General features: G+C 31.6%; 15 protein-coding genes. All 15 read left to right on the top strand.

The window, feature by feature from the left end:
* Positions 1-580: flagellar basal body rod C-terminal domain-containing protein (locus J2Z35_RS07880; protein WP_281063628.1), on the top strand; the 580-nt coding region annotated here is incomplete at its 5' end.
* Positions 581-596: 16 nt separating this feature from the next.
* Positions 597-1,502: a flagellar hook-associated protein FlgL gene (gene flgL, locus J2Z35_RS07875; protein ID WP_209660848.1), complete on the top strand. Its 906-nt coding sequence runs from the start codon at positions 597-599 to the stop codon at positions 1,500-1,502.
* A gap of 73 nt (positions 1,503-1,575) precedes the next feature.
* Entirely contained in the window at positions 1,576-1,998 is a 423-nt protein-coding gene (fliW, locus tag J2Z35_RS07870; RefSeq protein ID WP_209660847.1) for a flagellar assembly protein FliW, read from the top strand.
* Positions 1,999-2,223, top strand: coding sequence for a carbon storage regulator CsrA (csrA, locus tag J2Z35_RS07865; protein ID WP_209660846.1), 225 nt, complete (start codon positions 1,999-2,001; stop codon positions 2,221-2,223).
* A 222-nt stretch (positions 2,224-2,445) separates the two neighbouring features.
* The gene (locus J2Z35_RS07860) at positions 2,446-3,258 is read left to right on the top strand and encodes a flagellin N-terminal helical domain-containing protein (RefSeq protein WP_209660845.1); all 813 of its coding nucleotides are present in this window, start codon (positions 2,446-2,448) and stop codon (positions 3,256-3,258) included.
* Positions 3,259-3,336: 78 nt separating this feature from the next.
* Positions 3,337-5,256 (top strand): tetratricopeptide repeat-containing glycosyltransferase family 2 protein, encoded by a 1,920-nt coding sequence (locus tag J2Z35_RS07855; protein ID WP_209660844.1) that lies wholly within the window; start codon positions 3,337-3,339, stop codon positions 5,254-5,256.
* A 62-nt stretch (positions 5,257-5,318) separates the two neighbouring features.
* The gene (locus tag J2Z35_RS07850) at positions 5,319-6,659 is read left to right on the top strand and encodes a glycosyltransferase (protein WP_245330804.1); all 1,341 of its coding nucleotides are present in this window, start codon (positions 5,319-5,321) and stop codon (positions 6,657-6,659) included.
* A 23-nt stretch (positions 6,660-6,682) separates the two neighbouring features.
* Positions 6,683-7,651 carry an NAD-dependent epimerase/dehydratase family protein gene (locus tag J2Z35_RS07845; RefSeq protein WP_209660843.1) on the top strand — a complete coding sequence of 323 codons (969 nt, stop codon included), beginning with the start codon at positions 6,683-6,685 and terminating at the stop codon, positions 7,649-7,651.
* Positions 7,644-8,744: a DegT/DnrJ/EryC1/StrS family aminotransferase gene (locus tag J2Z35_RS07840; protein WP_209660842.1), complete on the top strand. Its 1,101-nt coding sequence runs from the start codon at positions 7,644-7,646 to the stop codon at positions 8,742-8,744. The genes J2Z35_RS07845 and J2Z35_RS07840 overlap by 8 nt, the downstream gene beginning before the upstream one ends.
* Before the next feature lie 31 nt (positions 8,745-8,775).
* Positions 8,776-9,324 carry an acyltransferase gene (locus J2Z35_RS07835; protein WP_209660841.1) on the top strand — a complete coding sequence of 183 codons (549 nt, stop codon included), beginning with the start codon at positions 8,776-8,778 and terminating at the stop codon, positions 9,322-9,324.
* 187 nt (positions 9,325-9,511) lie between these two features.
* Positions 9,512-10,825, top strand: a complete 1,314-nt coding sequence (locus J2Z35_RS07830) for a nucleotide sugar dehydrogenase (protein WP_209660840.1) — start codon at positions 9,512-9,514, stop codon at positions 10,823-10,825.
* A gap of 13 nt (positions 10,826-10,838) precedes the next feature.
* The gene (locus J2Z35_RS07825) at positions 10,839-11,915 is read left to right on the top strand and encodes a Gfo/Idh/MocA family protein (RefSeq protein WP_209660839.1); all 1,077 of its coding nucleotides are present in this window, start codon (positions 10,839-10,841) and stop codon (positions 11,913-11,915) included.
* Positions 11,912-12,472: an N-acetyltransferase gene (locus J2Z35_RS07820; protein ID WP_209660838.1), complete on the top strand. Its 561-nt coding sequence runs from the start codon at positions 11,912-11,914 to the stop codon at positions 12,470-12,472. The genes J2Z35_RS07825 and J2Z35_RS07820 overlap by 4 nt, the downstream gene beginning before the upstream one ends.
* 16 nt (positions 12,473-12,488) lie before the next feature.
* On the top strand, positions 12,489-13,622 hold the full coding sequence (locus J2Z35_RS07815) for a DegT/DnrJ/EryC1/StrS family aminotransferase (RefSeq protein WP_209660837.1): 1,134 nt from the start codon (positions 12,489-12,491) through the stop codon (positions 13,620-13,622).
* A 262-nt stretch (positions 13,623-13,884) separates the two neighbouring features.
* The gene (locus J2Z35_RS07810; RefSeq protein ID WP_209660836.1) at positions 13,885-14,244 is read left to right on the top strand and encodes a flagellar protein FlaG; all 360 of its coding nucleotides are present in this window, start codon (positions 13,885-13,887) and stop codon (positions 14,242-14,244) included.
* The last annotated feature ends 9 nt before the right edge of the window (positions 14,245-14,253 follow it).

The raw sequence follows: 14,253 nt of genomic DNA, 5'->3' as shown, positions 1-14,253 counted from the left end.
CTTTAAGTATTCTAACAAGATTCAAAGACTTTATGAGTATTTTTTCTCCATTTTTATTTGCCGAAATCTCTCCATTTTATTTTACCAGTTACAAATGCCTTTTTTCACGAATGGAGGAGGAGCAAGCGAGATAAGTGCAAAAAATATATCCGTAAATGTTGATTTATTAAATGACCCCACTAAGCTTGCGGCAGGTCAGACTTCAGCAGTAGATGATAATAGAAACGTTCTAAAAATGCTAGAAATAAGAAATACATCGATTGCATTTACAATTGACTATATTGGGCCACCTGCCAAAACAACTGTAATAGGAGAAGGAAAACCAGATGATATATTAAAAACTATAATAGCATCCCTTGGAGTAGATACTCAGCAAGCAAAAAGAATGCATGAAAATCAATCTATGCTAACAGAAGAAATTGATATATATAGGATGTCTGTATCAGGAGTCCATCTAGACGAAGAAATGTCAAATATGATTAAATATCAGCATGCATATAATGCATCTGCTAGGATGATAACCACAGTTGACGAAATGATAGACGTAATTATAAACCGTATGGGAAGAGTAGGACTATAAGAGAGGAGGCATGTAGATGAGAGTAACTAATTCTATGATGATAACAAGGACTATGAGAGGTCAAAATAACAATCTTAATCGTATGAACAAATGGAATCATGATCTGACTACAATGACAAATCTCCATAGACCTTCTGATAACCCAGTCAAAGTGGCAAGAACTCTAAGGTTAGAGTCAGATATTAATCTTAATGTGCAGTATAAAGATAATGCAGATGCAGCAAAATCTTGGCTTGAAAAAACAGAATCTGCGATGATTGAAATAACTTCTGTAGTACAGAGGATAAGAGAGCTTGCAGTAGCAGGTGCAAATGGAGTGCTTGAAGGGGACGATACCCAAAAGATAGAGCAAGAAGTAAAGGAATTAAGAGATCATCTTATTCAGATTGGTAATGATACTTATATGGGAAGACATATATTTAGCGGATATGAAACTGACAAACCACTTCTGCAAAATGATGGAACATATAATGGTGCTTTAGATATTGTAAATTTAAAAGATGAAGTTATAAAATACCAAGTGGGAGATTCTCAATTTGTAGATGTTAATATACCAGGCACAAAGGTCTTCGGAGATGACGGGGGAGAGCCTAAGCTTCTTAAAGATATTAAGGAACTTATGGATGCTCTAAATGTAGGAGACCATGCAGCAGCCTCGGCTAGTATAGAAAAAATGGACGAAAACCTAAGAACCGTACTTCAGGTTAGAGGTGAAGTAGGATCAAAAGTAAATATGCTAGACACTATGCAAGAGAGAATGGCAGATGTGACAATAAATCTTAAAGATTTGCTTTCAAAAACTCGAGATACAGATATTGCAGAGACTATGATACAGCTCACAAGCTCTGAAGCTGTCTATAGAGCATCGTTAGCAGTAAATGCAAGAATAATCCAGCCAACCCTTATAGATTTTTTAAGATAATATAGTATATAATATTAGAAGGTGCCAAAGTTTTAATTTGGTGCCTTTTATCATATTGATAGGAGGAATTTATATGAAAATATTCACCGAATATTTTGGAGAAATAGAGTACACTGAAGAAGATATTATAGAATTTGAAAAAGGCCCACTAGGATTTGAAGAATATAAAAAATATATCCTTATTAGAGAAGAAGACTTATTTGTAGAGTGGCTACAATCCATAGAAGAAGACTTCTCCCTTACTGTAATGAATCCTTTTCATGCAATAGACTCCTATGAATTTGAAATACCAGAAATAGTAATAGAAAAACTATCCTTAGAATCCTCTGAAGATGTGATTATAAAAACAGTAGTAATAATATCTGAGAAAATGGAAGATATCAGAACTAATCTCCAGTCCCCAATCATAATAAATGCAAAAACTAAAAAAGCTAAGCAAATAATACTAGATGACAATTACCCTATGAAGCATTACTTCTATAAGGGGGATGAGTAGATGCTAGTCCTAAAGCGAAAATCTGGTGAAAGCATAATGATAGGAGAAGATGTTGAAATAAAAATTGTAGATATAGGGGACGGAACAGTAAAGATAGGAATAGAAGCACCTAAAAGCATAGAGATAATGAGAAAAGAAGTAATAGAGCAGGTAAGTGAAGAAAATAAAGCGGCAAAATCTTCTAAAAAAATCAACAAAGAAACTCTGAAAAACTTATTTAAGTAGGTTGTCAAAGATTATAAACACTGATATTTAAATGTATTTGTAAATAATAATATAAAAATATAGAAAAAAAATAAAAAAACTTTAATTTTAGGTATAAAGTAATTGAAAACACCTTCGATATATATTATGTAAGTTAAGATATCTTGTTCGGCCGAGAGATGTCTTAACTAAAAAACTTAGATGGCAAGGATGCCAATCACAAAATTCAAGGAGGAAAATGATATGATTATAAACAATAATATGATGGCTATGAACTCTCACAGAGCGATGGGAATCAACTCTGGAGGAATGGGAAGATCGATAGAGAAACTTTCTTCAGGACAAAGAATAAATAGAGCTGGAGATGACGCAGCTGGACTATCTATCTCTGAAAAAATGAGAGGACAAATTAGAGGACTAAACATGGCTTCTAAAAATGCTCAAGATGGTATATCTCTAATTCAAACAGCAGAGGGTGCATTAGACGAAGTACATGCTATGCTACAAAGAATGAGAGAACTTTCTGTTCAGGCGGCTAATGATACTAATGTTGGAATTGATAGAACTTCTATAAAAGATGAATTAACTCAGCTTTCTGCAGAAATAGATGAAATTTCAAAAAGAACAGAATTTAATACACAAAAACTAATAAGTGGTTCATTTACAAATAAAACATTCCATATAGGAGCTAATATATCACAAGCTATAACTGTTTCAATAGGAAATATGTCTGCAGCATCTTTAGGAGTAAATGCTTTAGCTGTTTCAACAGCTACTTTAGCAGGAACTGCAATATCTACAGTAAATCAAGCTATTACAGATGTTTCTGCTCAAAGATCTAAATTAGGTGCCATTCAAAATAGACTTGAGCATACTATTAAAAATCTAGGTAATTCAGCTGAAAATCTACAAGCTGCAGAATCAAGACTAAGAGATACTGACATGGCTAAAGAAATGAGTTCATTTACAAAGAGCAACATACTTGCACAAGCTTCACAAGCTATGCTTGCTCAAGCAAATCAGCTACCTCAGCAAGTTCTTCAATTACTAAGATAGTCATTATATACTATAAAGAAAATCGGCATTTATGCCGATTTTTTTTATAGTATATAATTTTAAAAAGCAGGTGAAGCTATGGAATATATGTTAAGTATTTGTATGATGGTAAAAAATGAAGAACTTCATTTAGAAAGATGTCTTGAATCATTAAAGCCAATACTTGAAAGAAATGATGTAGAACTTATTATTGTAGATACTGGTTCTGAAGATAAAACTGTAGAAATAGCTAAAAAATATACGGGAAAAGTATATTTCAAGAAGTGGTTTAACGATTTTTCAGGAATGAGAAATGTTACGATATCATATGCAAAGGGAGAGTGGATTTTCATTCTAGATGCAGATGAAGCTCTAGAAAACATAATGAAATTAATAGAATTTTTAGAGAACACAAATAAATACCAAGCTAATACCTTATTTATAAAAGCTAAGAATTACTCCAATATAAAAAACTTAGACTCATATTCTATCATGACAACTCCTAGAATATTTAGAAATGATGGAGAATTTAGGTATGAAGGAATAGTTCATAATCAACCAATATTTAAAAAACCAGTAGAATATTTAGATGTTATTATTGGACATTATGGATATATAATAATGGACAAAGAAATAATGGATAGAAAATTTGAGAGAACTAAAGCTTTATTAATTAAGGAACTAGATAAAAATCCTGAAAATATCTATTATCTTTTTCAGTTATCAACTTCATATAATATGTATGGCGACATTGAAGAAGCCTATATAGTTTCAAAAAAAGCCTATAATTTATTAATGAAATCTAAAAAAGAAATTCAATTTCGAGATTTTTCTATATTTAGCGTACATTTATTAAATTGTTTATCTTTAAAAAAATATGATGAAGTTATTGCTGCAGCTTTAAAAGCTATAAGCATTAGAAAGGATTATATAGATGCATATTTTTACATGATATATGCGAATCAAGGATTAGGAGATTTGGAAAGTGTGAAAAAATATTCTGAAAAATATTTGTCTCTGGTTAAAAGATTTGACGAACTTCCAATTTCAAGAGATGATTCTATTGCAATTTATAGTAATGATAAAGCAACAATAAAAAAAATAAGGTTTTTTTTGGCAAAATACTATATTAATAAAAATAGCTATGAAATTGCCTTAAAACACCTAGAAGAAATTGGATTGGATAACACGAATAAAAGATTATATATTATAATCTTTTTAAAACTAGAAAAGATTCAAGAGTTAAGAAAATTATATGATGATATAGAAGAAGATAGCTTGAAAATCAATTTAATTGAATTAATTGAAGAGGAAATAAAAAAGCTAGATAAGGATAAAAAAAATAAAATAAGAGAACTATTTTCGGATGTTGAAGAAGATTATTCGATTTACTGTAAGTATGAGTTACTTGGTGAAAATCAATTTGAGGAGAAAATGAAATTAGCAAATCAAATGTATAGAGGGATGGATTATTTGAAGCCAAACATATACTATGGGGAAATATTCTCTTTTATATGTGAAAACAAAAAATTAGAGCTTAATTTATTTAATAAATATAATAAAACAAGTATATTTTATTATATAAATCATTTCTATAATGTAAAATATAATGAGCTATATTTAAAAGTATTTGAATGGGTTAAAAATATAGAGTTTGAAAAATTATCATTAAAAAATGAGTTTACTTTAAAAAATATTTTAGAAACTTTGGTTCTTAGGTTAAGTTCTGAATTTAAGAACACGGGAATAGATAAAAAGATAGAAGAAAATATAGATATATTCCACAAATATCTAGAAGTTGGATTAAAATTAGTTCCGAAAATGTATTTTACTGAAGGTATAAGCATAAAATATGATTATATAGCAGATCAAGAGTCTAAGTTCATGGTTCTTATGTATCTATATAACGAAAACTTAAATAAAGAAAATTTTAAGTCAGCATTTAAATACTATAAGTTAGCAGCAGAAGCTTATCCTGAAATGGCAGATTTTTTATCGCGATATTTAGAGATAGAATAGTTATTTAATCGAGAGGATGGATTTTTATAGTGGAAGAGTCAATAAAATTACGAATAAAAAAATTGATTGAAGAAAATAAGACGTTTGAGGCTAGATTATTAATTAATGAACATTTTAAAATCGAAGAGATTGATATAGAAATTTTTTCAATGCTAGGTATAATTGAAATTTTGGAAGGGAATTTTTCAAGCGCTAAAAGAATCTTTAAAGAGGGATTAGACAAAGAACCTCAGAATTATGACCTTCTCTATAACATTCATTATTTGTTTAACAATTTTTTGGCACATACATCTGAAAAAAATAGATATTATATTTGGAGTAAACTGTTCGATGTTAATTTAGAAGTAGAAAATCCATTTATAATTCAAGAGAGACAAGCATTTGATATTAAAAAGAGTAATGTCTTACATGGGACTATAGAAATTGCAAATCAAATGAATACTGTGACTAGAGGATTATCAAATATGGGAATTAACGCTAAATCTCTGAATTATTATCCTTCATATTTAAAATATAAAACTGACTATGAAATTGATTTATATAAAGGAAATGATCCTAAAGTAGCAAATGTTATAAGTAAGAAATTAGCTTCGAGATTTATTAATGAAAATGATATATTCCATTTTCATTTTGGAACAAGCTTGACTTTGGATTATTCAGATTTACCTTTACTAAAAGAGTTGCAAAAAAAAGTTGTAATGCAGTATTGGGGTTCAGATATAAGATTATATTCTAAGGCCGTAAAGATGAATCCATATATAAAAGTAAAAGATATGAATGAAGATAGGATTAAAAGAAAGCTAGAATTAGTTTCAAAATATATTCCCGATTGTATAGTAGATTATGAACTAGCAGAATATGCAAAGGAATTTCATGAAAATATTCATTATACAAAGGTAGCAATAAATTTAGATGAATATAATTATAGCTATTGTAATGAATCTTCTGAACGCAAAATTACGATAGTCCATGCTCCAACATCACCTGAACATAAAGGGACAGACTTTATTTTGAGAGCTATAAGTGAACTAAGTATTAATTTTGACATAGACTTTGAATTGGTTGAAGGAAAGTCTAATGAAGAAGCTAAGAAAATATATATGAAAGCAGATTTAGTTATAGATCAAATATTGGCAGGATCATACGGTGTTTTTGCAGTTGAAGCTATGGCTATGGGAAAACCAGTGATTTGCTGGATTAGTGATTTCATGAAAGAACAATATCCCGAGGATTTGCCTATCATATCGGCAAATCCTGATACTATAAAGAATACATTAGAAAAGCTTTTGAAAAATAGAGATTCATTAAAAGAAATTGGGAATGATGGAAGAAAATATGTGGAAAAATATCACGATGTGAATTGTATATCAAAAAATATGATAGAAATATATAATAAAATATAATTTTAGAAGGGGTTTGAAATATTATGATATCAAATAAAAAGATTTTATTAACAGGCGGAGCTGGGTTTATCGGGAGTAAATTATGTGGGGTGCTATGTAATAATAATGAAATTTTACTTTATGACAATTTAAATAGAAACTCAATAAAAAGTACGAATTTATTAAATCATAAGAACGTAAAATTGATTCAAGGGGACATATTAGATTATGAAAGTGTGAAAAGTGCGATTAAAGAATTTCAGCCAAATATTGTCATTCATTTAGCGGCTGTAGCTGGGATAGACACAGTTATAAAAAGTCCAGTTAATACTATGAAAGTCAATATGATAGGAACATACAATCTTTTAGAAGCATTAAAAGATAATATGAATAGTCTGGAGAGAGTTATAGATTTTTCAACATCTGAAGTATTCGGTTCGTATGCATATAAGGTTAATGAAATGAACACAACCAATTTAGCTCCTGTGGGAGAGGCCAGATGGACGTATTCAGTATCAAAACTTGCAGCTGAACATTTATCCCATAGTTATTATAAAGAATATGGAATGCCCGTAATTACTGTTCGTCCTTTTAATATTTATGGACCAGGGCAGGTTGGAGAAGGTGCGATACATCAATTTGTTGTAAGGGCAATATCAGATGAGCAAATACAAATTCATGGAGAGGGTGACCAAATTCGCTCTTGGTGTTATGTTGATGATTTCATGCAGGGAATTATGCTTTGTTTAGAAAAAGAAGAAGCGATTGGACAATCATTTAATATTGGGAATCCGAGAGCGACTGTAACTATAGCTATGCTCGCAGAAACTATAAAGAGAATTTCCAATTCTAATTCAGAAATAAAATACGTAAGTAAAAATTATGTTGATGTTGAGTTAAGAATACCTAGCATAGAAAAAGCGAAAGAGTTATTAGGTTTTAAACCTAGCTATGATTTGATAGAAGGATTGACAAAAACTATTGAATGGTATAGAGGTGTGAACAATGATTAAGCTTTCTATGCCAGATATGGGGCAAGAAGAGTTGGAACAGATTAAAGAGGTTTTAGATTCTGGGTACTTGATTCAGGGAGATAAAGTTGATGAATTTGAAAACTTAGTTAAAGATTATTTAAGTGCTAAACATGTTATTGCAGTCAGTAGTGGAACAGCAGCACTTCACTTAGCCCTACTTGCGTTGGATATAAAAGCAGGAGATGAGGTTATTGTACCTGATTTTACTTTTCCGGCCACGGCTAATGTGATTGAAATATTAGGAGCTACTCCAATATTTGTAGATATAGATTTAGAGAGTTTTTGTATAGACCCCAAAAAAATTGAAGAAAAAATTTCATCTAGAACAAAAGCTGTTATGCCAGTTCAGGAATTTGGACAGTCATCGGATATGAATAAGATATTAGAGTTAGCAAAGCATTATAATTTAAAAGTTATAGAGGATGCAGCATGTGCATTTGGATCAGAATATAAAAATTATAAAGTAGGAACAATAGGAGAAATAGGTTGCTTTAGTCTACACCCTAGAAAAGCTATAACAACAGGCGAGGGTGGTTTATTATCCACTAATAATAATGAGTATGCAGAAAAAATAAAAATACTTAGAAATCATGGGATAAAATATATAAATGGAAAAGCAAATTTTGTTATGCCAGGATTGAACTACAGACTTACTAATATTCAAGGAGCTATTGGAATAGCACAAATGGATAAGTTAGAAACTATAAATAATAGAAGGAAAGATATTGCCGAATCATATTATAATCTATTGAAATCTAATTCTAAAATAACATTACCTAAAGAAATGAATTATGGCAAACATATATGGCAAACTTATCATATATTAATTGATAAGAAGTACAATAGAGATGAAGTAATAATAAAATTAAAGAAAAAAGGTATTGAAACTAATTTTGGAGCAAATTCTGTTCATATGCAACCCTATTATAAAGATAAATATAATTTGGATAGCAATATATTAAATAACTCGGTTTATTCATTCAATCAAGGATTAGCACTTCCATTACACCCGAATTTAAATAAAGATGAAGTTAAGTATATTGCAAATTCTTTATGTGAAATCCTAGCTTAGAACTAGTATTAATTGAATAGGAGCTATTATAATGAATAAAGAGTTGTTTGAATATATAAATAAATCGCGAATATATATGAAAGATCAATACAATAGAGTTCTACCTACAAATGAATTACTATATGATCGATGGGATAAAGCTAAGTTGTTGGGTAGCGGTGAAAATACGAGCATATACGATTCTAGTGTTATAATGGGTGATGTTGAGATTGGGAAGAATGTTTGGATAGGTCCATTTACTTTAATCGATGGTGCTCATGCAAAACTAATAATAGGGGATTTCTGTCATATTTCTTCGGGGGTTCAGATTGTTACCCATGACACGGTGAAGTATGTTTTATCGTCTGGAAAAGTGCCCATAGAATCTGGCAATGTAAGTATTGGAAAAAATACTTACATTGGGGGAATGGCAATAATAACAAAAAATGTAAGGATTGGAAACCATTGTATTATAGGAGCGAATAGCTTGGTAAACAAAGATATTCCGGATTTCTCAATCGCATATGGAACACCAGCTAAAATAGTGGGAAAAGTTAGTTTTAATCGAGAAGGAAAGATTGAATTAATTTATTCAACCTAGAAATAAGAGATATAGAGGCTTATTACCCAATAAATATATTTAAAGTGGACATAAAAGTGGAATAAAAAGAGCTATAATATAAACTTAGTTTCATATTATTTAATTTTCATGAATTGCATAAACTCGGTGGAATAGAAAGATTAATTGCAATTATAGATAACTTTAATAGTTAGAATGGAGGGACAGAGTGAAGCAAAAATTATTATCAAAGATTCATCAGAAGGATATAAAAGTAGGTGTAGTTGGCTTAGGTTACGTAGGTCTTCCACTGGCAGTTGAAAAGGCTAAAGCAGGCTTTAGAACAATTGGATTTGATATACAAAAGGAAAAAGTAGACATGGTTAATGCTGGGGAAAATTATATCGGTGATGTTGTTAATGAAGATTTAAAGGATATAGTTAAATCAAAATTTTTATCTGCTACATCGGATTTTTCTTTTATAAAAGACGTAGATTTTATCGCGATATGTGTTCCAACACCTCTCGATGCTCATCAGCAACCAGATATAAGTTATGTAGAATCTTCAGCTAAAGAAATATCAAAATATTTAAAAAAAGGAAGTATAGTAGTATTAGAATCAACTACATACCCAGGAACTACAGAGGACGTTCTTAAACCTATACTAGAAGAAGGTTCTGGACTTGAGTGTGGAATAGATTTTTATCTGGGTTTTTCTCCTGAGCGTGTAGATCCAGGCAATTTAATATATAAAACTAAAAATACACCAAAAGTTGTTGGAGCCATTGGTGAAGATGCTACAGAAGTTATTGGGGAAATGTATAGGGCAGTTTTGGAGAGTGAAGTACATTTGGTTTCTTCACCAGCGGTAGCTGAGATGGAAAAAATTCTAGAAAACACATACAGAAATGTTAATATTGGACTTATTAATGAGCTTGCAATTTTATGCAATAAGATGGGGATTAATATTTGGGAAGTAGTAGATGCTGCGAAATCAAAGCCTTATGGATTTCAGGCTTTTTATCCAGGTCCAGGTCTTGGTGGACACTGCATACCTCTTGATCCATACTATTTATCATGGAAGGCCAGAGAGTTTGGGTTTCATACTTCAATGATAGAATCTTCAATGATGATAAATGACAAAATGCCTGAGTACTGTGCAGAAAGAGCTAGTAAGATTTTAAATAGATTTAAAAAGGCAATGAATGGGTCGAGAATATTGATTTTAGGAGTAGCGTACAAGCAAGACATTGATGATTTTAGAGAAAGTCCAGCTATAAGAGTAATTGAAGAGCTTGAAAAAGAAGGTGCTGAAGTTATTTACTACGACCCATTTGTATCTGAATATAATGAACATGGGGCTATAAAAAAGGGCGAAGATGAGCTTACTGAAGATCTTATTAAAAATGCAGATCTTGTTATTGTAACTACTGCTCATACAAACGTTGACTATAGCTTTGTTCAAAAGCATGCGAAAGCAATATTCGATACAAAAAACGCAATGAAACACGTTCAAGAGCGTGAAAATATAGAACTGTTATAAGGGGGATTTTGTTATGAAATATGCGATTATTGGATGCGGAAGGATTTCTCCTAATCATATAGCAGCTGCTCTTGACAATGATCTTGATATTGTCGCTCTTTGTGATACTAAGGAGCCAAAGATGGATAAGGCTATTGAAAGACATGAACTGCCAACATCTACTGAGAAATATTTAGATTATAAGGAAATGCTTAAAAATGAAAAGCCTGAGCTTGTAGCCATATGCACTGAAAGCGGGAAACATGGTCAAATTGCATTAGACTGCATTGATGCAGGTTCTAATTTAATAATAGAAAAACCTATAGCCCTATCTCTTGAAGAAGCGGATATGATTATAGAAAAAGCTAAAGAGAAAAATATAAAGGTTAGTGCTTGTCATCAAAATAGATTTAACAAATCGGTTCAAAAAATCAGAGAAGCTGTTGAAGCTAATCGCTTTGGAAGACTTATGCATGGAGCAGCACATATAAGGTGGAGCAGAGGACAGGATTACTATATACAGGCACCATGGAGAGGCACATGGGAGCAAGATGGCGGAGCCCTTATGAACCAGTGTATCCATAACATAGACCTACTTAGATGGATGATGGGTGATGAGATAACTGAAGTTGTAGGTATGACAGATAATCTGATTCACGGATATATAGATGCTGAGGATTTGGGGCTTGCACTTGTAAAGTTCAAAAATGGAAGTTATGGAATTATTGAAGGAACTACTAATATATATCCTAAAAACCTAGAAGAAACTTTATATATATTTGGAGAACAAGGGACAGTAAAAGCTGGAGGAAAATCTGTAAATCTAATAGAAGAGTGGCAGTTTGCTGACAATATAGATAATCCAGAGGAAGTTAAAGAAAAATACCATGAAAATCCCCCCAATGTTTATGGATTTGGCCATACTCCGCTTTATGCAGATGTGATTGATGCAATCAAAAACGATAGAGAGCCTTATGTAAATGCTGTTGATGGGAGAAATGCACTTGAACTTGTACTTGCAATTTATAAGTCGGCAGCTGAAGGAAAAAGTATAAAGCTTCCACTTGATAAATGCAGTACATTAGATTTTAAAGGCAGGTTTAACAGATGAGCTACTTCGTCCATGAAAGCAGTTATATAGATGATAATGTCTCAATAGGTGATGGGACAAAGATATGGCATTTTTGTCATGTCCACAAAGGTGCCCAGATTGGTGAAAAGTGTTCTTTGGGTCAAAACGTAAATGTTTCAAATAATGTAAAGATTGGTAATGGGGTTAAGATTCAAAACAATGTATCTATTTATGAAGGTGTAGAACTTGAAGATTATGTATTTTGTGGGCCATCTATGGTATTTACAAATGATTTAACTCCAAGAAGTAAATATCCGAAGGGAACTGAAGGATATAAGAGGACTTTAGTTAAGTACGGAGCATCTATTGGTGCAAATGCAACTATTGTATGTGGTAATACTATCGGAGAATGGTCCATGATTGCTTCGGGAGCTGTAATAACTAAAGATGTTCTAGCCTACGCATTAATGGCGGGTGTTCCTGCTAAACAAATTGGGTGGGTGTGTGAGTGTGGGGTGCCATTAAAAGAGAATTATAATTGCACAGAATGTGATAGAGAGTATAAACTAGAAAATGGCAACTTGAAAGAGAAGTAAATGGGGAGTGATGACTATGGAGTTTAGGGATTTAAAGTCACAATATAATAAATATAAAACTGAAATTGATTCGGCAATTCATAAAGTTTTAGCTGATGCTAATTTTATTGGTGGAGAAGAAGTAGCTATTTTAGAAAAAAGGTTGTCAGAATATGTTGGTGTAAAACATTGTATAAGTTGTGCCAATGGAACGGAGGCAATGACGCTACTTATGATGGCTTGGGGAATAAAAGAAGGAGACGCTGTATTTGTTCCTGATTTTACATTTTTTTCAACAGGAGAAGTTGTATCGTTTGTAGGCGCTACACCAATTTTTGTAGATGTAGATAAAGATACATTTAATATTGATACTATTAAGCTTGAAAGAGCTATAGTTAAAGTTTTAAATGAAAGGAAGCTAACTCCAAAGATTATCATTCCTGTAGACTTATTCGGACTTCCTGCTGATTATATAGAAATTGAGAAAATAGCTAAGAAATATAACCTAAAAGTTCTTGAGGATGCGGCTCAAGGTTTTGGGGGAAGCATTAATGGTAAGAAAGCATGTAGCTTTGGAGATGCTGCAACCACATCATTTTTTCCAGCTAAGCCGTTAGGCTGTTATGGTGATGGCGGAGCTATTTTCACAAATGATGATAAGCTTGCAGAGCTTCTAAACTCCCTAAAAGTGCACGGTAAGGGAGATAATAAATACGATAATGTAAGAATAGGAGTTAACTCTAGACTTGATTCTATTCAAGCAGCGATTCTTAATGTAAAGCTTACAGCTTTTATTAATCATGAACTTGATGATGTAAATAGAGTATATAAGGAGTATACCGAAAAGCTTAAAGATGTTGTAGAAACTCCTGTAATACCTGAGGGCTATATATCGAGCTTTGCTCAGTATACAATTAAGCTAAATAACAAGCAAGAAAGAGATACACTCCAATCTAAGTTAAAAGGAGAAGGTATTCCAAGCATGGTTTATTATGTAAAGCCTATGCATAAGCAAGGTGCATTTTCTGAGAATAAATACGAGGACAAAGATTTTGAAGTCACTAATAAGCTATGCGATACAGTTCTTTCTTTGCCGATGCATCCTTATCTTAATGCAGAAGAAATTTCACTTATAATAGAAATGATAAAACACGTTTTCAAAACTATCTGAAATAGTGATTGATAGAAAGGATATACTAAAATATGTTTTAAAATCTAGACAATACTATATTGACTTCAAAATAGTAAAAACTTGAGATTAATACCTTAGTCTTTATTATTTTCAAGTCAATAAGAACTAGAGAGACTTATTATAAATGTTAATTATTTACTATATAAACCAAAATCTTAACTAAAAAAAAACTCCTATACAGAAAATCCAGTATATTGCCGATAAATATTTTAGAAATAATGTTGATTTGGAGGGAACAAGGATGTTAAAGGTAGATAATGTATCATTGGCAGGAGGCCAAAGCAGTATACCAAGCTCTAATCAGAACGCACGAAGCGAAAGAAAAGAAAATGTAAGCAAAGAAGCAGTTAAAAGGCAGGACAATGTTTCTGCACCTACAGAAAAGCAACTAATAGAGGCTGTAGAAAGCGGGAATAAAGAGCTTAAACATCTAGAAACAAACTTAAGATTTAGCATACATGAAAAAACAAAGCAAATTACTGTGAAAATAATTGATACTGCAACAGATGAAGTGATAAAGGAAATACCGTCTGAAAAAATACTTGATATGGTAGCTGCAATGATGGAAAAAGCAGGGCTATTAGTAGATAAAAGAGGGTAATTCAAAAGG

Origin of the sequence: Acetoanaerobium pronyense, assembly GCF_017874355.1 — a bacterium.
GTDB lineage: Bacteria > Bacillota > Clostridia > Peptostreptococcales > Filifactoraceae > Acetoanaerobium > Acetoanaerobium pronyense.
The sequence above is the reverse complement of the archived record's forward strand: the minus strand, read 5'-3'. Positions and strand labels throughout refer to the sequence as shown.

What these genes read in the sequence shown, in the direction of transcription:
- J2Z35_RS07825 (WP_209660839.1), top strand. Translation starts at nt 10,839, where the DNA reads ATGAAATATGCGATTATTGGATGCGGAAGGATTTCTCCTAATCATATA.
- J2Z35_RS07820 (WP_209660838.1), top strand. Translation starts at nt 11,912, where the DNA reads ATGAGCTACTTCGTCCATGAAAGCAGTTATATAGATGATAATGTCTCA.
- J2Z35_RS07835 (WP_209660841.1), top strand. Translation starts at nt 8,776, where the DNA reads ATGAATAAAGAGTTGTTTGAATATATAAATAAATCGCGAATATATATG.
- csrA (WP_209660846.1), top strand. Translation starts at nt 1,999, where the DNA reads ATGCTAGTCCTAAAGCGAAAATCTGGTGAAAGCATAATGATAGGAGAA.
- J2Z35_RS07815 (WP_209660837.1), top strand. Translation starts at nt 12,489, where the DNA reads ATGGAGTTTAGGGATTTAAAGTCACAATATAATAAATATAAAACTGAA.
- J2Z35_RS07845 (WP_209660843.1), top strand. Translation starts at nt 6,683, where the DNA reads ATGATATCAAATAAAAAGATTTTATTAACAGGCGGAGCTGGGTTTATC.
- J2Z35_RS07855 (WP_209660844.1), top strand. Translation starts at nt 3,337, where the DNA reads ATGGAATATATGTTAAGTATTTGTATGATGGTAAAAAATGAAGAACTT.
- J2Z35_RS07840 (WP_209660842.1), top strand. Translation starts at nt 7,644, where the DNA reads ATGATTAAGCTTTCTATGCCAGATATGGGGCAAGAAGAGTTGGAACAG.
- J2Z35_RS07810 (WP_209660836.1), top strand. Translation starts at nt 13,885, where the DNA reads ATGTTAAAGGTAGATAATGTATCATTGGCAGGAGGCCAAAGCAGTATA.
- J2Z35_RS07860 (WP_209660845.1), top strand. Translation starts at nt 2,446, where the DNA reads ATGATTATAAACAATAATATGATGGCTATGAACTCTCACAGAGCGATG.
- fliW (WP_209660847.1), top strand. Translation starts at nt 1,576, where the DNA reads ATGAAAATATTCACCGAATATTTTGGAGAAATAGAGTACACTGAAGAA.
- flgL (WP_209660848.1), top strand. Translation starts at nt 597, where the DNA reads ATGAGAGTAACTAATTCTATGATGATAACAAGGACTATGAGAGGTCAA.